Origin of the sequence: Marinomonas balearica, assembly GCF_004362145.1 — a bacterium.
GTDB classification, from domain to species: Bacteria; Pseudomonadota; Gammaproteobacteria; order Pseudomonadales; family Marinomonadaceae; genus Marinomonas; species Marinomonas balearica.
In genome coordinates, this window is record NZ_SNXC01000017.1 from 3,022 (window position 1) to 27,614 (window position 24,593).

15 protein-coding genes and 6 tRNA genes are annotated in these 24,593 nt (G+C 45.1%); 17 read left to right on the top strand and 4 right to left on the bottom strand.

All coding sequences use genetic code 11. The annotated features are described in order from the left end of the window. Positions 1-42 precede the first annotated feature (42 nt). The gene (locus DFP79_RS17325) at positions 43-5,781 is read left to right on the top strand and encodes an Ig-like domain-containing protein (protein ID WP_208111453.1); all 5,739 of its coding nucleotides are present in this window, start codon (positions 43-45) and stop codon (positions 5,779-5,781) included. Between the two features lie 82 nt (positions 5,782-5,863). Here the strand turns inward: DFP79_RS17325 and msrA are convergent, their stop codons facing one another. Beyond that, positions 5,864-6,523: a peptide-methionine (S)-S-oxide reductase MsrA gene (gene msrA / locus DFP79_RS17330; protein WP_133505205.1), complete on the bottom strand. Its 660-nt coding sequence runs from the start codon at positions 6,521-6,523 to the stop codon at positions 5,864-5,866. Positions 6,524-6,687: 164 nt separating this feature from the next. Here msrA and DFP79_RS17335 point away from each other — a divergent pair, with 164 nt between their 5' ends. The 7 genes from DFP79_RS17335 (at position 6,688) to DFP79_RS17365 (ending at position 8,529) form a co-directional block, all read left to right on the top strand. After that, positions 6,688-7,587, top strand: coding sequence for a hypothetical protein (locus tag DFP79_RS17335; protein WP_133505206.1), 900 nt, complete (start codon positions 6,688-6,690; stop codon positions 7,585-7,587). Between the two features lie 38 nt (positions 7,588-7,625). Beyond that, positions 7,626-7,702: transfer RNA gene (locus DFP79_RS17340), tRNA-Met, on the top strand. Positions 7,703-7,818: 116 nt separating this feature from the next. After that, positions 7,819-7,895 (top strand) — tRNA-Met (locus DFP79_RS17345). A 128-nt stretch (positions 7,896-8,023) separates the two neighbouring features. Beyond that, a tRNA-Met gene (locus tag DFP79_RS17350) sits at positions 8,024-8,100 on the top strand. Between the two features lie 76 nt (positions 8,101-8,176). Then, positions 8,177-8,253: transfer RNA gene (locus tag DFP79_RS17355), tRNA-Met, on the top strand. A gap of 61 nt (positions 8,254-8,314) precedes the next feature. Further along, a tRNA-Met gene (locus tag DFP79_RS17360) sits at positions 8,315-8,391 on the top strand. Between the two features lie 61 nt (positions 8,392-8,452). Continuing rightward, a tRNA-Met gene (locus tag DFP79_RS17365) sits at positions 8,453-8,529 on the top strand. A gap of 1,433 nt (positions 8,530-9,962) precedes the next feature. Here DFP79_RS17365 and argC read toward each other — a convergent pair. From argC to DFP79_RS17380, 3 genes are all read right to left on the bottom strand, one after another. Then, on the bottom strand, positions 9,963-10,898 hold the full coding sequence (gene argC, locus DFP79_RS17370) for an N-acetyl-gamma-glutamyl-phosphate reductase (RefSeq protein ID WP_133505207.1): 936 nt from the start codon (positions 10,896-10,898) through the stop codon (positions 9,963-9,965). 131 nt (positions 10,899-11,029) lie between these two features. Beyond that, on the bottom strand, positions 11,030-11,920 hold the full coding sequence (locus DFP79_RS17375; protein WP_133505208.1) for a GNAT family N-acetyltransferase: 891 nt from the start codon (positions 11,918-11,920) through the stop codon (positions 11,030-11,032). A gap of 371 nt (positions 11,921-12,291) precedes the next feature. Further along, complete coding sequence (locus tag DFP79_RS17380; protein ID WP_133505209.1) at positions 12,292-13,173, bottom strand: GNAT family N-acetyltransferase; 882 nt, start codon at positions 13,171-13,173, stop codon at positions 12,292-12,294. Between the two features lie 291 nt (positions 13,174-13,464). Here DFP79_RS17380 and DFP79_RS17385 point away from each other — a divergent pair, with 291 nt between their 5' ends. From DFP79_RS17385 to DFP79_RS17425, 9 genes are all read left to right on the top strand, one after another. Beyond that, positions 13,465-14,937, top strand: a complete 1,473-nt coding sequence (locus DFP79_RS17385) for an aldehyde dehydrogenase family protein (protein ID WP_133505210.1) — start codon at positions 13,465-13,467, stop codon at positions 14,935-14,937. A gap of 199 nt (positions 14,938-15,136) precedes the next feature. Next, positions 15,137-15,805, top strand: coding sequence for a haloacid dehalogenase type II (locus tag DFP79_RS17390; protein WP_133505211.1), 669 nt, complete (start codon positions 15,137-15,139; stop codon positions 15,803-15,805). Between the two features lie 62 nt (positions 15,806-15,867). Then, positions 15,868-17,145, top strand: a complete 1,278-nt coding sequence (locus DFP79_RS17395; protein ID WP_133505212.1) for an NAD(P)/FAD-dependent oxidoreductase — start codon at positions 15,868-15,870, stop codon at positions 17,143-17,145. 116 nt (positions 17,146-17,261) lie between these two features. After that, positions 17,262-18,872, top strand: coding sequence for an ABC transporter substrate-binding protein (locus DFP79_RS17400; protein WP_133505213.1), 1,611 nt, complete (start codon positions 17,262-17,264; stop codon positions 18,870-18,872). Between the two features lie 139 nt (positions 18,873-19,011). After that, positions 19,012-19,965: an ABC transporter permease gene (locus tag DFP79_RS17405; protein ID WP_133505214.1), complete on the top strand. Its 954-nt coding sequence runs from the start codon at positions 19,012-19,014 to the stop codon at positions 19,963-19,965. Further along, the gene (locus DFP79_RS17410; protein ID WP_133505215.1) at positions 19,962-20,816 is read left to right on the top strand and encodes an ABC transporter permease; all 855 of its coding nucleotides are present in this window, start codon (positions 19,962-19,964) and stop codon (positions 20,814-20,816) included. The genes DFP79_RS17405 and DFP79_RS17410 overlap by 4 nt, the downstream gene beginning before the upstream one ends. A 1-nt stretch (position 20,817) precedes the next feature. After that, entirely contained in the window at positions 20,818-22,686 is a 1,869-nt protein-coding gene (locus tag DFP79_RS17415; RefSeq protein ID WP_133505216.1) for an ABC transporter ATP-binding protein, read from the top strand. Between the two features lie 29 nt (positions 22,687-22,715). Continuing rightward, positions 22,716-23,102: a helix-turn-helix transcriptional regulator gene (locus DFP79_RS17420; RefSeq protein WP_133505217.1), complete on the top strand. Its 387-nt coding sequence runs from the start codon at positions 22,716-22,718 to the stop codon at positions 23,100-23,102. 203 nt (positions 23,103-23,305) lie between these two features. Then, positions 23,306-24,520 carry a phosphoribosyltransferase family protein gene (locus DFP79_RS17425; RefSeq protein WP_133505218.1) on the top strand — a complete coding sequence of 405 codons (1,215 nt, stop codon included), beginning with the start codon at positions 23,306-23,308 and terminating at the stop codon, positions 24,518-24,520. The last annotated feature ends 73 nt before the right edge of the window (positions 24,521-24,593 follow it).

Here is a 24,593-nt window from a genome sequence, read left to right on the forward strand (position 1 = left end):
GGTAAGGGTCTGGTTGATGGCGACATCACAGTGGTTGCGGACGTGACAGATACAGCGGGCAACGCGGCGACAGGCAGCAAAGATGCGACGTTGGATACTTCTGTAGAACCTCCAGTCATCACTAATATTACAGATGACTCTGCGGGTTCCGATTACTCAACTGTTACATTGCATGGTACGGGTGAAGCCGGTGCAACGGTTACGTTGTGGGTTATTGCTAATTCGACAAGCCATGGTAACGACACTCAAACTGGTGAATATACTGAGTTGTCAGAAGTAACGACGACAGTATCAGAAGACGGCACTTGGTCTTTGGATGTGTCTAACCTCAACGATGTGCCAGTCAACGACAATGAGTTCTTTAAAGCGGTACAAACCGATACTGCTGGTAATACCAGCGACTTTTCAAATACCGCTCACTACTGGCATGGTACATGGAGTGGCATCTCGGCTGAAGCTGACGATGATTATGTTATGACCGGTTCTGGTAATGACTCCATAACCATTAGTTCGGATGATGCGAATGATTCGCTGACAGTAGATGGCGGTGCTGGAACGGATACTGTGATCTTCAACAATTTCGATGTTGATCAAGCAACCTTTGTTGTTGATGACAATGGCAACCTTCAAATCACTCGCGGTGATACGAACGATGTAGTTCTGCTTATTGATGTTGAAAATGTCAAAATTGGTGGATCGACTTATACGGTTGACGAGTTGTTCAAACCGACTGTGGAAATCACAGAAGATACGAACAACGACGGTACGATTAGCCACACCGAAATTGATGGGCAGGTGAATGTAAGTGTAAGTGTTGGGTTGCCAATTGGCGCGGTTGCCGGTGACGTGTTGAACGTGAGCGGCCAAGACGCGGTGACGTTAACGCAAGATCAAATCGACGCGGGCACAGTGACGTTCGAATACGATCGTCCAGCGGATGGCGAAGAGTTGAGCGTGACGGCGACCATTACGGATATTGCGGGTAACACGTCAGAGGAAGGTACAGACAAAGCGACGATGGGTGACACCATGGCGACAGCGGCACCTACGGTCAAGATCATAGAGGATGATAACGACGATCTCACGATCAGCAACGCCGAAATAGGCAACGCTGACAAAGTGAACGTAAGTGTTGGGTTGCCAATTGGCGCGGTTGAAGGTGACGTGTTGAACGTGAGCGGCCAAGACGCGGTGACGTTAACGCAAGATCAAATCGACGCGGGCACAGTGACGTTCGAATACGATCGTCCAGCGGATGGCGAAGAGTTGAGCGTGACGGCGACCATTACGGATATTGCGGGTAACACGTCAGCGGAAGGTACAGACAAAGCGACGATGGGTGACACCACGGCGACAGCGGCACCTACGGTCAAGATCATAGAGGATGATAACGACGATCTCACGATCAGCAACACTGAAATTGGCAGCGCTGACAAAGTGAACGTAAGTGTTGGTTTGCCAGCGGGTGCGGTTGCTGGCGACGTATTGAACGTGAGCGGCCAAGACGCGGAGACGTTAACGCAAGATCAAATCGACGCGGGCACAGTGACGTTCGAATACGATCGTCCAGCGGATGGCGAAGAGTTGAGCGTGACGGCGACCATTACGGATATTGCGGGTAACACGTCAGATAAAGGTACAGACAAAGCGACGATGGGTGACACCACGGCGACAGCGGCACCGACGGTGACGATCACAGAAGATTTTGAAGGTATACAGACTGGGAATCGTACAAGGCCAGATGGAATAATTAGCAGTAAAGAGCTTGATAATGATGTTGATGTTTCTGTAGGTCTGCCATCTGGTACTGTGGAAGGGGATATAATTGTAGTTACTGATTATGAGACGTTAATTCAAATTACAATTGACTCTAACATGCTTGAGGCTGGTTCAGTATCTGCATCGTTTGCTAATCCTGGTGATGGCAATACAATTCAAGTTGCCGCTATTTTGATGGATCAATATGGCAACATTTCTGAGGAAGGCAAAGCCCAAGCGCTTATGGATTTATCCGCCGAAGCAGGTGAGGTCACTATAGATCCTATTGCATCCGACAATGTGATTAATGCAACGGAAGCTGCGGATGACGAAGTGCTAGTGACGGGTAATGCATCTGGCGGTGACATATCAGAAAACGATACTGTTTCTCTTATAGTTAACCACATTACTTACACAACAACCGTTGGGGCAGACGGCTCTTGGTCCGTTAAAATAGCGGGTTCTGACCTTTCTGAGCAGAAAGAGCTTACTGCGGTTGTGAGTTCAAGCGATGCTGTTGGAAATACAGTAGATTCAATTGGCACTACTACTTATAGCGTCGATACAGAGATTGCGACGCCAACGATCGCTATAGCAGGTGATGGATCTGAGGATGGTGTTTACAACGCAGAGGAACTTGGTGAAGACGGCACGGTAACGGCGACTATCTCTGTCACCGGTTCTCAAGTAGGTGATACCTTGACCTACAGCGTCAGCAATGGTCAACCTGTTGAGGTTAAACTTACACAAGTGATGATCGACAGTGGCATTGAAGTTGAGGTGTTACCAGAAGCTACAATCATTGCGTCTTTATCTGATGCAGCGGGTAATGTCTCTAACGACGTTAGCGCAACGGCATTGCCTGCGGATACTTCTGTAAGTCAGCCTACTGTTTCGATTGACCCAGATAGCGATACAGGTTCTTCTAATACCGATGGTGTTACGAATGATACTACGCCAACATTTAATATCTCTGGTATTGACTCAGATGTGTCATCTGTTGAGGTATTTGATGGTGTTAATAAGCTTGGAGATGCTCAACTTGTTGATGGAAACTGGACGTTCACTCCATCCTCTGAATTGTCTGATGGAAATCATGACATTACTGTCGTAGCGACCGATTCAGCCGGTAATAGCAACAGCTCAGAGAGTTTGACTATTGAGATAGGCGGTATAACCGCTCAGGATGAGACGGTAACTACAGAAGAAGACATTGCGATTACGATTGATGTTCTTGCAAATGATTCTGATCTAGATGGCGATGCATTAAGTGTTGATGCTGCTGAGCTAACGAGCGGTCAAGGTTCTGTTGAAATCGTTGATGGTAAGGTTGTATTCACGCCTGCTGCGAACTTCAATGGCGAGGCTACGATCAGTTATACCGTAGTTGATGGAAATGGAGAAACCGCGACCGCAGAGACAACAGTAAATGTTACCGCTGTTGACGATGTGTCTGAATTGGCTTCTGATGTAGGTTCTTCACAGGAAGATACAAGTATTTCCGTATCAAGTGCGAATGGATTGTTAGCGAACGATTCTGATGTAGACTCAACACTCGAAATCGCATCTTTCTCGGTGGACGAGCAAAACGCAACGGCAGGATCAACGATTACTATTGCAGGTGTTGGTACGCTAACAATCGAGGCAAGCGGCGCGTACGAGTTCACTCCGGTCGATGACTGGTCTGGCACGGTTCCGCAAGTGACCTACACGACCAATACAGGCTCAGAGTCGACGCTTGATTTGAATATTACGCCAGTTGCTGATGCACCGAGCCTGACAGTAACACTCGGTGATGCGACCTCTGGAGGCTCAACGGTTACAACGTTAGATGCGGACAATGTAAGTGACTTAGGTAAAGATACGAATAACGAAGACGTTGAAACGAGAACGTTTGACTTCGGCAGTGAGAATGCAGGTAAGACAGTTACCCTGTCTTTTGCCTCTAAAATTTCTGGTAGCTGGGATTCTAGCGGTAAGTATGCCGATAGTTATGAAGTCTCTTCAAACGGTGTGTTGCTAGAAAGCTTTACCTATGACATGAAGCATGACAGCAGCAGTCAGTCGCAAAGTAATACCTACACAGTTCAATTGGACAGTGATGGTAAAGTTGCCATTGAATTTAATGTCGACAGCACTGGATCTGATGAAGAAGTTGACATTTCTAATATCCAAGCAACATTGACTTCGAGTAGCGATACGTTATATCCACTTACTATCTCTGCTGCTCAAACAGATGCAGACGGTAGTGAGACATTGACGTATAGCATTGCTGTATTGACTGATGGCGTGACGCTACAGGATCAAAATGGCGACACTATCGAGCCTAATCAAGACGGTAGTTACACCTTGGTTGAAAGTCAGCTAAGTGGTCTTAATGTCGCTGTTGAAGATGGTGTTTCGAATGACGTCGATATTGCGGTTACTGTAACGAGTTCGGAAGGTGGTTCTAGCGCTGTAACGACTGAGACAGTAACAGTACCTGCTGACAACGATATTGATACGAGTAGTAGCTCAGGGCTGTCTGCAGAGTTCTATAACTACAGTAGCAGTTCAAATGACGGAGTGGGGGGGAATATTGATAGCATCACGGAAGCGTTGCAAGTTATTGATAATGCTGAGTCTCCAAATGCAACCTTTATTGCAACGGAAATCAACTACACTGAGGGAAGTGGTAACCGTGATTTAGGTATGGACGATCATCTTGAGGACTTCATTGGGGATGATTCAACTACTCTGACATACAATGATCAACAAAGTACTGATGACTCCGTAATTAAGTTGTCAGGATCGGTTACGTTAGAAGAAGGTACGTATACATTTAAGGTAACGGCGGATGATGGTTATCAGATTAAGGTTGATGGTGAGGTTGTCGCTGAATATGCTAGTGTCCAATCAGCAACGACACGTTATGCGACATTCGAAGTAAAAGAAAGCGGAAGTCATGATATCGAGATTGTTTACTGGGATCAGTATGGAGGACACCAATTAACTGTTGAGCTTGCTGATGAGTCAGGAGAGTACGATTACCTTGGTAGTGATGCTTATCCAACAACTCATACTTCGCCTGAAGATGGATCTAATACTGACACTGATAACGCTGAAAGAGACTCTGACGATGATTCAGATAATGACTCTGACGATGATTCAGATAGCGGCTCTAATACTCCTTCAGGAGATTGGTCTGATAAAGCGGAATTAGAAGGTGCCATAGATCACTCGAAGACCGACTATAGCAGTATTAGTGGTTTTGAACATTGGAAGAAAAATACTGTCGAAGGAACGTCCGGCAACGATGAGATTGACGGCGGTTCTAAGAATGACGAATTATACGGTGAAGATGGTGACGATAAGCTCGTCGGTAGCTCTGGTGATGACAAACTATTCGGTCAGGGTGGAGATGATTGGTTAGTTGGCGGCTCTCAGAATGATACTCTGGAGGGCGGCAACGGAGACGACTTATTACAAGGCGATTCAGGAAATGACAAACTGTATGGCGGGAATGGAAACGATGTTCTTGATGGAGGGTCTAACAAAGACGAACTGTTTGGTGGAGATGGAGATGACCTTCTTTTGGGCGGCTCCAGTAAGGACACGCTAGAAGGCGGTGATGGTAACGACTACCTCGATGGGGAAGGCGGCTCTGACAGCCTTATTGGTGGAGCCGGAGATGATGTTCTTTATGGCGGTAGTGAACACGCCAAGGATACGCTTGAAGGTGGTGAGGGAACCGACTTATTCATCCTCGCTGACGATAATGCGGGCGATGTTCTCGTAGATTTCCATGCTGATGAGGATGTGTTAGATGTATCTGAATTGCTAACCGTACCTGAAGACACTGATGATATTCAGGCGTACTTGAGTGACAACTTGTCGATTACAGAAGACGGAGTTGGAGTAGTAGAGAGCGAGTACTATACTAAGCAGATTGCTACCTTCGGCAATGATTCTGATATCGACTCGTCCGGAAGTATTACAGTCCTTTTCAATGATCAGGAATACACTATAAACGTAGATGGCTAGTCTGTTTATGTAGAACAAAAAAAGCTGGTGATCGAGAAATCGACACCAGCTTTTTTATTGGTCTTTTATGGAGTGAATTTGATTATTTAGATGCCAATCCGATTTGACAGCTCACGCCCGTTCCACCAAGCCCACAATAACCGTTAGGGTTTTTATATAAGTACTGCTGATGGTATTCCTCTGCAAAATAGTAAATAGAAAGTGCTTCTATTTCGGTTGTGATGGGACCATACCCTGCTTTGTTTAGTAATGCCTGATAGTTTAGTTTACTGTCATTTGCCGTCGTTAAATCTTCTTGAGTTGAAGTGTAAATGACGGATCGGTATTGACTGCCGATATCATTACCTTGGCGCATTCCCTGAGTGGGATCATGGTTTTCCCAAAATGTTTGCAAAATTGTTTGAAGAGATGTGACCTTGGTGTCAAAGAGAACTCTAACGACTTCTGAGTGTCCTGTAAGCCCAGAACATACTTCTTCATACGTTGGGTTAGGAGTATGCCCTCCCGCGTAACCTACGCTTGTTACCGTTACCCCCGGCATGTTCCAGAACTTGCGCTCGGCTCCCCAAAAACACCCCATTCCAATAATGATTTCTTTTTCGTCCTTATTAGGTTGGCGTTTAAGGTTATCCTCGTTAATTGCGCTGATACCAGTAATCGGCATTGCATTCTGCCTACCAGGCAGGGCCTCGTCGGATGAAACTATGGTTGTTTTTTTCATTTTGTCTTTTGTAAAGAACATTTTGATATCTCTTTAAAGAATAATAACTTAATTATAGAGGCTTATTTTAGCTTTACATAACCTTACTAGGTGCTACATCTGCTTGCAAAAATCCACCCTGTAGAGACTAGCGTGCGGTCTTTAAAGCGTTACACTTCTATATGTTATCCGTGAGAAAGTACTGTATGTTAGACATGTTGATTTTATGGGATGGAAGAGAACCGCCGATCTCTTTGCTGAATTTTATTGAGAGCTTGAAATCCGAACTCTCAGAGTTTTCTACGCAGGTACAATTTCTTGCCTTGTCCGATCAAAATGATCCTGTAAAAGGTAAATTCAAAGCCAGTATGAGAGGCCTACTGGATCATATTTCAGCTTTGAACCCCAATAGACTTATTTGCTTTGGTTCTCACCCATCCGTTTTAGGGCGATTAATCCAGCCTGCGCTTCGTTGCCCGCTCTACACTAATCAACTTCCTCTTCATATGGACCGCAGTTCAAAGAAAAAAGTAAGGCTTGAACCTATGACTCGCTTTCTATTAGGTGGAGACATTTGGTCCTCAGAAAGTTTGTCATCGAATTATGTCTATTGTGATGCTAATGAGACGGATGGCGAACTACTTACTGTAGGGCTCGTAACAAACGATCCAAACTTAAGGGCATATGAGAACCAGATCAAAAAAATTGGACTCACTACTTCTTTATTCACCAAGAAAAATATTTTTGAAGAATATAACCCGTGCTTTAAACACGTCGGTCTTTTAATGATATCGAGTGAAATAGATCCTGACAGCAAGGTCATAGATGTTGCCAATGCATTAGGTAAGCCTGTTCTTTTGGTAAGTGAGTTTGGTGTATCGTTAGGAGTAGAAGACGGAGTAAATGGTTGGGTTACATATTCTGCAACCGAGCAGAGGCTTAAGCAGTGCTTAGTGAATTGGAAAGGCATGTCTTGCGACGCTCGAAGTGTACTCGCTCAATATTCAAAGCGTCACCAATCAAAACGATCTGGAATCAGTAAGTACTTCTCTCAGTTCGAATTGAATAAACATAACAATTTGAATTCATTTCAAAAAATCTCTTGACCTCTAAGTTTACTTCCCTATAATACGCACCTCGTTGACGCGGGATGGAGCAGTCTGGTAGCTCGTCGGGCTCATAACCCGAAGGTCGTCGGTTCAAATCCGGCTCCCGCAACCAATTTTAGTGCGTAAATGTTATTGATTTATTTTTCCAGAAATAGACAGTAGCTGAACTAAAAATTGATCGTCATCGAAGTGAACTCAAGTATTGAATGTTTGCGCAAATTAATTTGGCGCGGGATGGAGCAGTCTGGTAGCTCGTCGGGCTCATAACCCGAAGGTCGTCGGTTCAAATCCGGCTCCCGCAACCAATTTAAAATTGACCACGGTCATCGGTTCGCTGTACTTAAGTAAGCGACATGATGAAAGCAGCATTTAAAGGCGAAAGCCATAGTGTAGTTCACATGATAAAAGCGATTTACGAACGTAAATCATATGTCGCGGGATGGAGCAGTCTGGTAGCTCGTCGGGCTCATAACCCGAAGGTCGTCGGTTCAAATCCGGCTCCCGCAACCAATTCGAACAGTAGGAAGAATTGGTGCATTTTTTATCAGTTACAGCGTATATCTTTTATTGAAAATAGATATTTAGGCGCGGGATGGAGCAGTCTGGTAGCTCGTCGGGCTCATAACCCGAAGGTCGTCGGTTCAAATCCGGCTCCCGCAACCATTACAAATATCTAGAATCAATGTAAGAGTCGTACCTGTTGTTGCCATAATAGGTATTCAGTCGCGGGATGGAGCAGTCTGGTAGCTCGTCGGGCTCATAACCCGAAGGTCGTCGGTTCAAATCCGGCTCCCGCAACCATTTCAAATATCTAGAATCAATGTAAGAGTCGTACCTGTTATTGCCATAATAGGTATTCAGTCGCGGGATGGAGCAGTCTGGTAGCTCGTCGGGCTCATAACCCGAAGGTCGTCGGTTCAAATCCGGCTCCCGCAACCAATTTAAGATCGACCAAAGTCGTCGGTTCACTCTCTTCAAAAATACGCGGCTCCCGAAACCAATTTAAGATCGACCAAAGTCGTCGGTTCACTCTCTTCAAAAATACGCGGCTCCCGCAACCAATTTAAGATCGACCAAAGTCGTTGGTTCGCTCTCTTCAAAAATATGCGGCTCCCGAAACCAATTTAAGATCGACCAAAGTCGTCGGTTCACTCTCTTCAAAAATACGCGGCTCCCGCAACCAATTTAAGATCGACCAAAGTCGTCGGTTCACTCTCTTCAAAAATAAGCGGCTCCCACAACCAATTTAAGATCGACCAAAGTCGTCGGTTCACTCTCTTCAAAAATACGCGGCTCCCGCAACCAATTTAAGATCGACCAAAGTCGTCGGTTCATTCTCTTCAAAAACACGCGGCTCCCGCAACCAATTTAAGATCGACCAAAGTCGTCGGTTCACTCTCTTCAAAAATACGCGGCTTCCGCAACCAATTTAAGATCGATCAAAGTCGTCGGTTCACTCTCTTCAAAAATACGCGGCTCCCGCAACCAATTTAAGATCGACCAAAGTCGTCGGTTCACTCTCTTCAAAAATACGCGGCTCCCGCAACCAATTTAAGATCGACCAAAGTCGTCGGTTAACTCTCTTCAAAAATAAGCGGCTCCCGCAACCAATTTAAGATCGACCAAAGTCGTCGGTTCACTCTCTTCAAAAATACGCGGCTCCCGCAACCAATATAAGATCGACTAAAGTCGTCGGTTCATTCTCTTCAAAAATAAGCGGCTCCCGCAACCATTTCAAATATCTAGAATCAATATAAAAGTCGTATCTGTTATGCCCATATTAGGTATTCAGTCGCGGGATGGAGCAGTCTGGTAGCTCGTTGGGCTCATAACCCGAAGGGCGTAGGGTCTTTTTTCAAATCTTGAAAACAAGCATAAAATATAAGAAACTCTCGCTGTTCTGTCTCTATATTTAACTATTCTGTATTGTTTGATATATCGACTTACTTCTTGTATCGAAGTTGGAGAGAGCTTTAAAAATTATCCGTGATAAAACTTTTCAGCCTTTGACTTCATTTTCACGATCAAATAATAAGGAATGTATCAATGAAACTCGTTGTTGCTTCACTAATGTTATGCCTTTGTACTGCATGCTCTAATCTTAATGTAGATAAAAATTGGAAATCAAATTTCGTTAAAGATGTCGCTCGTAATAGCGCCGTACAGCAGTGTAATGAATATCCATCAATGAGTCGTCAGTATGAGGATTGTGTTGAAGAAACGAAGGAGTTTTACAATAAACATCAGGGGAATTGAGCGAGGCGCGTTCGTGACGTGAGACAAGGCTCTATTTGTAAACGAAAAACGCCAGCGGGGACGCTGGCGTTTTTGTATTCGGTTATGAGTACGTTGGAGCGGTCGCTCTACACTCTCTAAAGGTTAACCGCGATGCCTTCGTCGAAGCCGAGCATGATGTTTAAGTTTTGAACAGCTGCGCCAGAGGCGCCTTTGCCTAAGTTATCAAGCTTAGCGACGATCACGCCCGATTGGTTGTCAGGTGCGCTTAATACAGACAGTTCGACGTTGTTTGTATTGTCTACACCATGAGGTGTCAAGAATGGCGCGGCGTCATCTGCAATCAGGTTAAGCTCATTTACAGCCACAAACGATTCGTTATCATACGTTTCGGTTAATTTTGCGTGGAGCTGCGCCATCGTCGTGTCGCCGTCTAGGTGCATAGGGAGGAATGTCAGCATGCCTTGACGGAAATCTCCCACACTTGGAGCGAATATTGGCGCTTTTTCCAGACCAGACCAGACTTTAAGTTCTGGCAGGTGTTTGTGATTAAAGTTCAAACCATAGGCACCGAATACAGGCGCATCGTTGCCGTTTTCGTAACGGTCAATCAATGCATTGCCGCCGCCGCTGTAGCCCGAAACAGCATTGATGGAGTAGTTTCCATTTGCAGCCAGTAAGCCTGCTTCAACCAAAGGTTTTAATAGAAGAATAGCGCCCGTTGGGTAGCAGCCGGGGTTTGATACGAACTGAGCATCTGCAATTTTTGCTCGTTGACTCTCATCCAGTTCTGGTAAGCCGTATACCCAGCCATCCGCAACACGGTGTACAGAGCTTGCGTCTAGAATTCGGCAGCCTTCTTCTTTTGCAAGGATAACACTGTCTTTTGCCGCTTCATCAGGTAAACACAGTACGGTTACGTCGGCTTCTTTCATTAGACGACGTTTTTCTTCAACATCACGTTTTTTGGCAGGATCAATACTGATAATTTCAATGTGAGGATGATTAAGAAGACGATCTCTAACTTGCAGGCCTGTTGTGCCCGTTTCACCATCAATAAATACTTTTTTCACAACCTGTTTCCTTAGATATAGCAAAGCTCAATGCGATCGTTAGGCATTGAGCTGGGGTATCAATTTTCATTTAACGTTTAAACTAAGTTTAAAGCATCGTGAGGTGAGTATATAGCGCGAAAGCCAAAAAATTAGCCGAGAGCCTGACTCACTAAGGCGTACTGACGTATTTTTTCATCTCTTTCTGGAGACTCTCCACGTACCATTTCAACAACGGTGTCGACCTGTGGTAACCCAATTTCTGTTAACCACGAGCTAAGGTTGCTGTCAGCAGGGATGTCGATACGAACAAATTGACCTTCGTAGGCGTTTACCCAATATTGAATAAGCGCTTTTGCGTTCTCCTTAGTGGAGGCGATCACTGGGCCGATTGCGTATCCTCTTCCGAAAGGGCGCATGAGTGCAAAGCCTGTGATCTGATTATTTTCTTCAAGAGCAATGCCTTCACCAAAGCTCATTACGTCTGCAATCATTTCGCTTCTTGCTATTCCGCAGGCTTGTTCCGCTAATGCTATGATGCTTTTGTGGTCTTCAAGAGTGGTTAAACGAAGTGATCCGCTTTCTAAAGGTGCACTAGAAGAGGGTTGCTGAACAATCGCCTGATGCTGATGTACTTTCCCTGTCGCTTTGAAGTTAAAGCTTTCGTACAAGGGTTGTCCTGAAGGTGTGGCAAAAAGAATAACGCTCTTGTCATCGCCAATATTGTTCAATACTTGATTCATCAGCTTACGGCCGATACCACGACCTTGTTTCTCTGGAGAAACAATCACCATTCCCAATGAGGAATGTTTGTCACCGTGGCTCCAGCAAAGAGCCGTTCCAATTGGCGTACCGTCTTCCTCGGCAACAAACGAATTCCCTAAGCGCATGACCATTTTCCAATCTTCCATTCGATGAGGCCATTTCACCACTTGGGATAATTCATAGGCGATAGGAAGGTCTTCATCGGTCATAGGACGGTAGTTAATCGGTGATTCGATGTTCGCCGATGTGTCTTTGGGTTGGTCTTGAACAAGTGCCATAGAGAACTCCTGAAAGTGAAATGGTAAAGGGACTAATGTGTGTCTTAAAAGAGAGAAACCTTGAATTTAGGCAGCACGAATAGGAAATATTGTGGATAGGGTGACGGCAAAAAACTAGGACATTCTTGCCAAAATTCAGATTGATCATAAAAACGACATGGAGTGTGAAAAAGCACCGTTTATCTTAAAGCATATGCCGAACTTAGATGCCTTTACAGCACAATATTTTGAGACCTTTGCATGACGACTGTGCTCTCCAATACAGGGTCAAAAAGAGGTTCAAAATGATCGGAACACGGACCACAAGGCAGTGTATATAACACGCCCCTGTGATTGTGCGTCAATAAGAGAATCGCTAGAAATAAATCGCGTTAATTTAAGGCCTGACTTGCTAATGCATAGCAAGTGAATTGTCCTTGATGTGGCGTAAAAGAGTCTTTTGTCATTGCGGTAACCGTATCATATTCCGACAGTCCAGAACGGGTAAGATACTCTTTGAATGTTCCGGTTGTTTGGGTGGTGTCTATGCGCAAAAACGAGCCGGAGTGCTCGCTGATGTGAGGTGCTGTTAGTGCAATCGCATCGTCGTTGTTTTTGGCGACAATAGGTCCTACTACGTGACCGCGTCCAAATTTTCGACATAATGCAAAGGCTTCTATTTGGCCGGAACGAATCAAAACAGTACCTTGTGCGCATTCAATAATGGTCTTGATAACATTCTCGCGATTGTGCCCAAATGCGCATTGATCAAGTGACACAATCGAAGGAATGTCTGAAGGTTTTAGTTCTCGAATGTGAGCGTTATCAGGTTCCGGTACACCAACGCTTGGAGACGCAATTCCTTGATGTTGGTAAACAGTGTGAATAGGACGAAATGACAACGATTCATATAAACGGTAAGCCGCTTTTGTGGCGTTGAGTAAGATGTGTTTGCCTGCGCATTCGCGCATAACATGTTTCATCATCCAGCGACCTGCTCCTAAGGTTTGTAGCCTTGGTGATGTAATCAACATCCCAATTGTTGCAAAATTTTCACCGTGAGGAAACCACATTGCTGAGGCAACAATTCGGCCAATCGAGTCACAACCAACATAACCTTTACCGCCCAATGATATAAGCATTTTCCAGTCATTAGGACGATGTGGCCACCGTACAGCGACAGAAAGTTCATGCAATTTATCTAAATCTTCTTCATTGAGTTCGCGAATAGTCAATTCATAAGTTTGTAGACGCTTCGATGTTTCGGTTAGCACCCTTTGATCCTCGGTTTTTTGATTTGATTAAAGAACAGTTTGTCACCGTCAGAATGGAATTTCTACTGGGTAGAGCACCCAAAAATACATTCGGCATGAACGAGTAAATATCGAGAGAACAAAGTACGTTTTGTATCGATCATTGCGTTTCTAACGGCATAAAACGCTGACGAGACCTGCATAGAATAGTAGGCAGTTCAATTTATTGTTAAAGCGTTATGTTAGAGCTCTTTTAATTGTGGAGCCTCACGCTTTTACCAACATCCTCGACAAAGACAGTGGAGATTAAAAATGTTGTCGTTTAACCCAGATGAGGTTCGAATTCCAAATAATCACTTTATCGGCGGAATCGCGGTAGAGGGTGGAGAGGCGATAGATGTGATGCGTCCTTCGGATGCTGTGCTTTATGCGTCCGTTCCTAACGCCAGTCACGATCTGGTTGATCAAGCTGTTGAGAATGCATGGCGAGCATTTAAAGAGAGTGGTTGGGCAAATCGTTCGCCACGCGATAGGGCCAAAGCAATGAAGCGCTGGGCAAACTTAATCGAACAGGACGTAACGACGCTTGCACAACTAGAGTCAGTTGGTTCGACGCGACCTATCAGTGCTACGGTAAATTGGGATATTCCCTTTTGCGCCGAAGGGATTCGTTTTTATGCGGAATATGCAGATAAATGTGGCGGCGATGTCATTCCCACACAAGACGATCATTTGGGTATGACCATTACTGAACCTTTTGGTGTTGTGGGAGCGATTGCTCCGTGGAATTTCCCTCTCGTCATGGCATCTTGGAAAGTCGCGCCAGCGATTGCTGCGGGAAATGCCGTTGTTTTAAAACCGTCGGAAATGACGCCGTTTAGTGTGGTTCGATTGGCAGAGCTTGCCGTTGAAGCAGGCATACCGCCGGGGATCTTCAACGTTATTCAAGGTGATGGGTTGGTTGGAGATACACTGGCTCGGCATCCACTCATTTCCAAAGTTACTTTCACTGGATCGACTCGAACGGGCGCGCTTGTTATGACGGCGTGTGCTCAGTCTGGCACTAAGCCTGTTACGCTGGAATTAGGGGGTAAAAGCCCTCAGCTGGTGTTCAACGATATTAAAGACATAGATAAAGTAGCACGCCGTATATCAGGTGCGATTACGACAAACTCCGGTCAGGTTTGCGTTGCCGGTTCGCGCTTACTTGTGCAAGCAGGCGTCGCAGAGCAGTTAATAGAGCGTATTTCGTCGGTTTTTGAAGAGCAAGTCGCCCAATCAACTTGGGAAAATAATGCAACGTTATCCCCCATTATTTCTTTAAAAGAAGCCGACAGAATAGACACTGTAGTGCGGAAAACGGTTGAAGAAGGCGCGAGCCTATTTACCGGAGGTTGCATGGTGGGCGGAACAGATTCGTCTGCTTTTTATAAGCCAACTATTTTGACCAACGTCAATATGGAAATGGACGCCGTGAGAAACGAAATATTTGGTCCGGTACTGTGCGTAGAAACGTTTGAAACAGATGAAGAAGCCCTTCAATTAGCCTCTCACCCTTCATATGGCTTATCCGCTGGAGTACATACTGCCGATTTAAATCGAGCAATGCGAATGGTGAAATCGCTGGACGCAGGGACAGTTTGGGTCAATAGGTATGGCCGGAGTTGGGATTTCGCGATACCAACAGGTGGCTTTAAAAGTTCTGGTATCGGCAAAGATTTGGGGCGCCAAGCCTACGAAGCAAACCGCAGGACAAAAAGCGTATTGATCGACTTTTCCGAGTAAGGCTGTGAATTTTTAGTTCGGAATAATGTGCCGAGGCGTATGTGAAATTCCATCAAAAATGCGCTTCTGTCGGACGAAATCACGCTAAAACGCTTCTTAATAGGTGTTGTAATAGTTTCATCACATATTTAGTGAGTTTTGACAATTAAGAATCGGTGACAGCTTAACTTAGCAAAAGTCGCTAACCGGAGTAGATAAGATGAGTGAGTTAAACCCGAAGTACATAACATTTGATTGCTATGGCACCTTGATCCGTTTTCAAATGGGACCAACAGCCAGAAGAGTGTTTGAAGATCGAATCAGTGCTGAAGACATGGATCAGTTCGTAAAGGATTTCTCGGCGTATCGATTAGATGAAGTGTTGGGTGATTGGAAACCGTACGACCAAGTTGTATGTAATGCAGTGAAGCGTACGTGCAAGCGTTGGGGGATCGAATACCGCGACGACGAAGGCATGATTTTTTACAACGCGGTTCCAACGTGGGGAGCGCACCCAGATGTTCCTGATGCGCTTAAACGTCTAGCTAGCAAATACAAGTTGGTCGCTTTAACTAACGCTATGGACGATCAGATTCCTCATAACATTGAAAAGTTAGGGGCTCCTTTTCACGCAGTTTATACCGCCGAGCAAGCGCAATCTTATAAGCCGCGAATGAAGGGATTTGAATACATGTTAGAGCAACTTGGTTGTGAACCGGAAGATCTTCTGCATGTCTCGTCAAGTCTACGTTACGACCTTATGACCGCAAATGACATGGGTATTAAAAATAAAATCTTTGTCAATCGCGGGCACGAACCATCAACGCCGTTTTACGAGTACCAAGAAGTCAATGATTTGGCTGAGTTAGCGGATCTGCTTGGCGTTTAGTGTCGCTATAACGAACATGTATTTATAACAAATATGTATCTGCAACAAACATAGGATGAAAAATGAAGTTAAGTTCCTATTGGTTAGACTCGGTGAGCGGCTTTTCAAAGGGAGAGCAGGGCAGCGCAGTTGGCCATTATGATGTTGCAGTTGTTGGTGGTGGCTACACGGGGTTATCCGCTGCCGTTGAACTGGCGAAACAAGGTGTTTCAGTCGTTCTATTTGAAGGTGGCCGTGTTATAGGCGAGGCGTCAGGCCGCAACGGCGGTCAATGCAATGCTGGACTTGCACACGATTACGGTAGCTTAGCGAGTAAAATCGGCCAAAAGAACGCTACGGACTATTATCGTGCCTATCTCGATGCGGTGGATTCGGTTGAAACCTTGGTTAAAGACGAAAACATCGATTGCGATTTTTCTCGAAATGGCCGAATAAAATTAGCGGCAAAGCCCGCTCACTATGAGGCTCTAAAACGTGCTTACGATCGATTGGTGAGCGACGTTGACCCGAATGTGAAACTGCTAACGCCTGCGCAAGTTTGCGAAGAAACAGGCACAGATCGCTTTTACGGTGGATTGCTTCAAACAACCAGTGCGCAAATGCACATGGGAAAATTTGGTAAAGGGCTTGCGGACGTCGCGGTTGGATACGGCGCAAAGATCTTTGAAAATGCGCCAGTGTCTACCATAGAGCGCAGTTCAAACGGCCGTTATCAAGTCGAATCAACGCGTGGTCGAGTGCAGGTTGATAATATTTTTCTGGCCACTGGAAGTTCTGCATCGGGGCCATTCCAGTATTTTCGTCGACGTTTAGTCTCCGTTGGCAGTTTTATTATTGTTACCGAGCCGCTTGATCCAGACGTTTTAGAAACGCTCTTAGTGAATCAGCGAAGCTATGTTACGACTAAAAATATTGGTAACTATTTTCGAATAACGCCGGATAACCGAATGCTATTTGGAGGCCGTGCTCGTTTTGCCATGTCGAGTCCAGTATCGGATCAAAAAAGTGGTCGTATTTTGCGCAACGCCATGATTGAAACCTTCCCTGTACTTAAAAACGTGAAAGTAGATTACTGCTGGGGCGGTTTAGTGGATATGACGGCCGATAGACTTCCTCGCGCTGGTCAACATGAGGGGATGTATTTTTCGCTCGGTTACAGTGGGCATGGAGTGCAAATGTCCACTCACATGGGGAAAGTGATGGCCAATGTTATAACAGGAAAAGCAACCAATAACCCTTGGCGTAATTTGGATTGGCGTCCTGTTCCTGGGCATTTTGGAAAGCCATGGTTTCTCCCTATTGTCGGGGCGTACTATCGTTTTCAGGATTTGATTCATTAGTCGTTTTAATTGGATCAAGTGGTGATCCTTAAAACGCGATTCATCAAAGGCACATTAGAAGTATTTAATAAAAAAGCAATTATAAAAACGTACCACTCACATAAGGAACCGATAAGATGAAAGACGAAAAGAAACATTTAATAGACGATCAACTGGGTTCAAAAATCATTACTGAAGGCGTGTCTCGTCGTCAGGTACTGCGTGGAATGATGAGCAGCGGTCTTGTTGCTGCCGGTTCTGGTGCATTGGTGACTGGCTCGTCGCTTACCTTTGGTGCGAGTGCTGAACCTAAGCGCGGAGGCAAACTGAAAGTTGCAAGTGCTTCAGGGTCTACCGCCGATACTTTGGATCCAGCAAGAGGCTCTAACTCTACAGATTATGCGCGTGCGTACATGTTTTATAATGGCTTGACTCAAATGGATGAATCGTTAACGCCAAGAATGTCGCTTGCCGAATCATTTGAGACCAAAGATGCTCAGAGATGGATCATAAAACTGCGTAAAGACGTCGTATTCCATGACGGAGCGGCGCTGACTTCTGCCGACGTTGTATTCTCGTTGAATCGCCATAAAGATCCTAAAGTGGGGTCGAAAGTGATGAAACTCGCAACTCAAATGGATTCGGTAAAAGCGGTTGGCAAGCACGAAGTGCATATTCATCTACTTTCACCAAACGCGGATTTGCCCGCGATGCTCGCGACCTCGCATTTCCTTATTGTACGTGATGGCGTAACGGACTTTTCGAGCGCTAACGGTACTGGGCCTTTTTCAGTTAAAGAGTTTAAACCTGGAGTACGCGCGGTCGGTTTGCGCAATCGTTCATACTGGAAAGAGGGTCAACCCTATCTTGATGAAATTGAGTTGTTTTCAATTCCAGATGAGGCGGCTCGTGTGAACGCATTGCTGTCAGGCGATGTTCACATTATCAACTCCGTAAACCCTCGTTCTGTGAATCGAATCAATTCAAACCCAATCAGTACTGTTTTAGAATCTGCATCGGGTGGCTATACCGATTTGGTTTTACGTGATGATTTTGGTCCGGTTAAAAACCCTCATTTTGTGAAAGCGATGAAGCACTTGTTTAATCGTGAGCAGATGCGGAATGTTGCGTTCCGAGGTTTTGGTACTATTGCTAATGACCACCCAATTGCGCCCAATCACCGATACTACAACGCAGATTTACCACAGACACAGTTTGATCTAGATAAAGCAAAATATTATTTAGAAAAGTCAGGTATGAAGGGTAAAAGTCTACCTGTTGTTGCTTCCGCAGCGGCAGACAACTCCGTCGAAGTGGCTCAAATCCTTCAGTTAACGGCTCAGCAAGCGGGCTTGAAGTTGGATATAAAACGTGTCCCTGCGGACGGTTATTGGTCTAACCATTGGATGAAGGACCCAATGGGCTTCTCCAATATTAACGCTCGTCCTACAGCAGACCTTGTGTTTAGTATGTTCTATCAGTCAGACGCGAGTTGGAATGAATCCGGTTGGCAAAACAGCCAGTTTGATCAGCTCTTGCTGGCCGCTCGTGGCGAGACAAACGAGATAAAACGTAAGCAAATGTATGGTGATATGCAATTGTTGGTTAATCAGCATTGTGGTGTGTGTATCCCACAGTTCAACAGCATTATCGATGCCTACAACAGTAAAATCGGTGGTTATACCCCACACCCATTGGGTGGCTTTATGGGGTACATGTTTGCCGATCAAGTTTGGCTGGAAGCGTAAACGCGCCAGTATGTATATGTACTAAGGTTGTGAAGAACAGTTGTGAAGAACAGCCTGAAAATTGCATAAGCAATGTACCGAGTTAGTTGTTGATTTGAACTAACTCGGTACGCGCTTCAAATTTGATCATAGGTGAACAATGAATAGTACTATCGCACGGTTAATTGTGAATCGACTTGGTATTGGTGTGCTAACGCTTTTTATCGTGTCCATTGTCGTTTTTACCATTACTAGCTTATTGCCGGGCGACGCCGCGCAAGAGATGTTAGGGCAATCCGCCACACCAGAAACCTTGGCTGCGCTTCGAGCTGAATTTGGATTAGATCAACCTGTTTATATTCGATATATCGATTGGTTAGGCGGTTTGCTTTCAGGAGATCCTGGGACTTCTCTCGTGAACGGTATGCCAATTATGGAGTTGATTGGAGGGAGGTTGCCTGCGTCATTGAAACTTGCTGCCGCTGCTACACTAGTGTCTGTTCCTGTCGCCCTTTTTATTGGCATTTTTTCGGCCATGTACCGCGGCTCGGCATTTGACCGTTACAGTAATATGTTTGCTGTTTTTTCGGTATCCGTTCCTGAATTCTTAATAGCGACCATCGCAGTTCTTATTTTTGCCGTCAATCTTGGTTGGTTGTCTGCGCTTTCACATATATCAGAGGATGCAAGCTTTTCTGAAATGGTTCGCGCGTATGCGATGCCCGTTTTAACTCTTTGTTGTGTGTTAGTTGCGCAAATGGCGAGAATGACTCGCGCCGCCGTCATTGATCAATTGAGTTCACCTTATGTTGAAATGGCGATGTTAAAAGGAGCGTCATCAATACGGATTGTTTTGCTTCACGCGCTGCCCAATGCGATCGGCCCTATTGCAAATGCTGTGGCGTTGAGTCTTTCCTATTTACTCGGCGGAGTCATTATCGTTGAGTCTATTTTTAACTATCCCGGTATCGCAACCTTGATGCTCAATTCGGTGACAACCCGTGACATGCCCTTAGTGCAAGCGTGTGCGATGTTGTTTTGTTTTGGGTATTTAATTTTAGTTTTATTCGCAGATATTTGCGAAATTGTATCAAATCCGAGGTTACGTAAATGAAAACAGCTGCTGCCTCTTTATTCGTTCAGATCACATCTAATTTCACCCGTTCTTTGGGCGCTGCTATCGGGTTCATTTTGGTCAGTTTTTGGTTATTGATGGCCGTAATTGGGCCTTTTATCTCTCCATACGATGCCAATGCGTTTGTCAGTTACGATGTGTTTGGCCCAATGTCTGCTGAATTCCCATTAGGTTCCGATTACTTAGGACGCGATATTTTAAGTCGTATATTGCATGGCACGCCTTATACCATTGGTGTCGCGCTTATCGCGACGGTGAGTGCGTGTGTAGCGGGTGTTGTATCGGGACTGATTGCGGCGGCAAACAGTGGTTGGGTTGATGCAACGATCAGTCGCACGCAGGACGCTTTGATATCGATTCCCAGCAAAATGTTCGCTTTAATTATGGTGGCGTCTTTTGGTTCTTCGGTTCCGCTTCTTATTGCAACCGCTGCGATTGCATACATGCCGGGTAGTTTTCGTATCGCGAGATCGCTCGCTGTAAACGTGATGACGTTGGATTTTATTCAGGTAGCACGCCTTCGAGGGGAATCAACCCCGTATATTATTTTTCGTGAAGTGTTGCCCAATATGTTTAGGCCAGTGTTAACCGATTTTGGATTGCGCTTTGTTTTTATTGTTTTGTTGCTGAGCTCAATGAGTTTTCTTGGTTTGGGTATTCAACCCCCCGAAGCGGATTGGGGATCTCTTGTTCGAGAAAATATTTTAGCTCTCGGAGAAGGTGCACCAGCGGTGATCGCGCCAGCAGTTGCTATCGCAACATTAACGATCGGCGTAAATCTTCTCATTGACAGCTTGGGCGTTAAACCTGATCAAGATAAGGGTCACTGATATGGAAAACCTTGTAGATGTAAAAGGATTAAAAGTCGCTGTCAGACCCAAGAAAGGCGTCGAAATTCCCATTGTTAAAAGTGTGGATTTCAGCCTGAAAAAAGGCGAGGTATTGGCTCTGATCGGAGAATCCGGTTCGGGTAAAACCACCATTGCGTTGTCTCTAATGGGTTATGCCCGTCAGGGGTGTCATATTGTGGGCGGAAGTATCAGAGTTGGGGAACATGACATTTTATCCATGTCGTCTGGTAAGTTGCTTAAAGTGCGCGGCCGAACAATTTCTTACATTGCACAGAGCGCGGCTGCGGCCTTTAACCCAGCAAGAACTATCATGGATCAAGTCATTGAAAGCGCGTTGATCCATAAAACCAGCTCGCGCCACCAAGCGGAAAAAAAAGCCGTTAAGTTGTTTCACGAGCTGGCGTTACCGGATCCGGAGCATATTGGAGAGCGTTATCCGCATCAGGTTTCTGGAGGTCAGCTGCAAAGACTGATGGCGGCAATGGCGCTGATCACGGACCCTGATCTGGTTATATTGGACGAGCCGACGACAGCGTTGGATGTGACAACGCAAATAGAAGTGCTCAATGCGTTTAAAAAGGTCGTGAGAGAACGCAATACGACCGCTATTTATGTGTCGCACGATCTTGCGGTAGTCGCGCAGATGGCCGATCGCATTATTGTATTAAAAGACGGCGAGGTTCAAGAAAACAGCACAACTCAAGAGATTTTAATCGCGCCAAAGCATGAATACACCGCGAGTCTACTTAAGGCGATGCGCCATGATCGACCCTCACGAGATTGGAATACAGAAAAACGCTTAGGAGAGAAAAAGGATACGCCATTGCTTGAGGTTAAGCATCTTGAAGTCGAATTTGTTAAGGGGATTCCCGTACTTCATGATATTGATCTTAAGATCGAACGAGGGCAAACAATTGGTGTGATAGGTGAGTCAGGGTCAGGTAAGACAACGTTCGCACGTAGCATTGTTGGTTTAAACTCGCGCTCGAAGGGAGATATCTTTCTAGATGGGGAGCCTCTCAGTGATACATTAGACGGACGCACAAAAGAGCAATTGCGCCGAATTCAGTATGTGTTCCAAAATGCAGACACCGCGCTGAACCCCAAACTTACAATAGGGGCTATTTTAGCTCGCCCATTGGCGTTTTATCACGGAATGAAAGGCCAGCAGGTTGAGGAGCGCGTGGCAGAGCTGCTTTCATTAGTTCAGTTGCCCGTAAGTATCTCAGACAGACGTCCTACTGAATTGTCCGGAGGGCAAAAGCAGCGTATCAATTTGGCCCGTGCGCTTGCAGCAGAACCCGATGTTATTTTGTGTGATGAAGTCACGTCCGCTTTGGATACCGTCGTCGGCGCTGCAATATTAGAGCTTATGTCTGACCTTCGTAAAACACTCAATCTGTCGTATTTATTTATCAGTCATGATATTCGGACGGTTCAGTCGATTTGTGATGAAGTTGTTGTACTTTATTCAGGGGCAAAAGTTGAGCAAGCTGCAGGCGCGTCGTTTAGTTTAGCAGGAGGAGAGCGTTTGCCTCGTCATCCGTATACCGATTTGTTAATCAATTCAGTGCCTGAAATGCGCCAAGGTTGGCTGGAAACCGCACATCAAAGTTGCAGCAGTTTACCCATTATTGATGCAACGCCTGCCGATGAGTCGCTTTGTCGCTTTTTATCTCGATGTTCAAAGCGAATAAATGGAACGTGTAACCAAACGGAACCTTCGAAACTGAGTATGGCAAATGGACAGCATATTCTTTGTCATTTGGAATATGCTGACATTTCTGGTGCAAACGAGAATGTAGTGAATCACGCAAGTGCTAAGCCAGCACTCGAATCGTATCAATAAATCGCCAGCTTGATTAAGTAGGGTAAGAAATGAGTCAGGCGACATTAAATCAGGTAAGCAGTCTTGTAGATGATACAAAGCTATGTGACATATATGACAATCCAATTGAATTGGCCAAGTGCTACATAGACCGCTTTTATAATGAATCAATTTGCCTTGATGACTTGGCTAATTTATCGCAAATGAATCGCTTTCGTTTTGCGAAGCAATTTCGAGCCTATGTTGGCGTATCTCCTTATCAATATGTTTGTCGCGTTCGAGTTTTGGCCGCTCAAAAATTGATCCGAAAAGGAGCCAAACCAGCACACGTCGCTGGTGAGGTGGGCTTCTTCGATCAAAGTCATTTAGCTAAACATTTTAAAAAACTATGTGGAGTTACGCCAAGGCAATATAGAGATGAGCATTTTAAGCAGTAGAGTCTCGGATGAGGGAATTTGCCTGATTTTACAAAGAACGATAGTTGTTTTTAAATACTAATGATTCGCAATCTTTTTAAAAACAGCTTATCGACATAAAATGCCTCTCATATTTACGATTTATGCTCATTCAGGTCTATCGAAATGTGTGAACAAGTATTAAAATCTGCGCAAATTCCCTATCCCTTCGCTAAGGATCGTTCATGACTTTGTCGACCAGTCAGTCAACTAATGTTGTTGTAGTTAGTAACTCCTCTGATAATCCATTTGCAATTGATGTTGCCTACGCTATGGGCCAGCACGATGATATTGCAGATTTGATCAGCATGAAACAGTTCATGAATTCTGAATTCTGCCCACGCTTTATCTCTGATGAAACCGATTTTGAAAACATTGGAGTTTCATTGCAAGGTAAAGCCGTCATCATCGTAAGCACAGCCGGTTATGTTAAGAGCCGTCAGGAGCTTGCTATGGCAAACTTGATTATTGCCCGTGCAGCGAAGGAAAACGGTGCAGAACGCGTGGTACTTGTTGAACCGGATTTGTTCTACAGTGCTCAGGATCGCGGTGCTCATAAAGATCTAGGTGAAACCAGCTTTGAGCGCGATGTTAAAGACATCAAAAAGTTCGATGGTCAGCCATTTACCGCTAAGCTTTATGCGCAAATGTTGAAGCTTTCGGGTGTTGACACGGTAATGACGATTCATAACCATTCCGAATCTGTACAGAGGATGTTTACTGAAGTCTTTGAAGGCGACTTCCATAACTTAATCCCTTACGAGATATATGCTCATTACTTGTTAAACTCCGACATATTGCATTACGGAGAAGACGGCGAAGGTCTTGTATTGTGTGCTCCTGATAAAGGCGCACGAGATTTCGTAAAACAAATGTACGCAACACTTGGTTTAAGCAAAGCGAAGTTCATTATGTTGGACAAAGAGCGCACCGCTGAACGAAAAGTCGACATCGCATTGCATAAAGAGAGTGAGCACACTTTCGATGGCTTAGACGGCGCGAGCATTGTTTTGTTTGATGACATGGTTCGTACGGGTTCAACCGTTGTTAAATCGTGCCAGTTCCTTCAGCAAATTAATCCTAAGCGTATGGTGTTTGCAGTCTCTCATTTCTATGCAAGCGATGAAGGTCGTCAAAAAATGGCGCACCCATCATTAGGCGAAATCCTAACGCTGAACACCTTGCCAACGATCTTAAACCGTGACGAACAAGGGCGTTTACGTAAGAAGATGGTCGTTCTGAAAGTAGAGAAGTGGTTAGCACAAGAACTGTCTAGCATTCTTGGTTTACCTGATAACCAAGAGGTAAACCCTTATAAGATTGATATGTCCTCTAAAAACCCAAGATTTAAGCGAAAAATTTGGTTTAGTGAAGAGCTTCACGAGCTAAAGTCTAAATAGAGACGAAACTAAAAAAGCTCAGGTGATGTAGATACAGCCTGAGCTTTTTTATGCCTATTGCTGCCTTTGTTCT